Annotated in this window: 1 protein-coding gene; it reads right to left on the reverse strand. The window is 63.0% G+C overall.

Going from position 1 to position 484, the window contains the following annotated elements:
• A partial coding sequence (locus tag ABQE89_RS26280) for a cadherin-like domain-containing protein (protein WP_448422173.1) occupies positions 1-484 on the reverse strand: 484 nt, incomplete at both ends.

Raw genomic sequence — 484 nt, forward strand, 5'->3', positions numbered from 1 at the left:
GTTGAGCTCCAGGGTGCCGTTGGCTGGGCCATCCACCAACACCGCTGTCAATGAGTCGTTGTCGTAGTCGGTGTCATTAGTGAGGACGCCTGGCCCGCTGATAGTGAGCACGCCGTCTTCGTCGACGGTGTAGGCGTCATCAATCGTGACGGGTGCTTCGTCGTTGACGGGGTTGACGGTGATGGTGACGGTGGCGGTGTTGCCGTCCAATTCGCCGTCGTTGGCGAGGTAGGTGAAGGTGTCGGTGCCGTAGAAGTCGGCATCCGGGGTGTAGGTGAACGACCCGTCGGCGTTGAGCTCCAGGGTGCCGTTGGCCGGCCCGTCCACCAAGACGGCGGTGAGGTCGTCGTTGTCGAAGTCGGTGTCGTTGGCCAACACGCCGCCGGCGACCGGCACGGTCAGCACACCGTCTTCATCGACCTGGTAGGCGTCGTTGACTGCGATGGGTGCTTCGTCGTTGACGGGGTTGACGGTGATGGTGACG

The organism is Mycolicibacterium sp. XJ1819 (assembly GCF_053483675.1).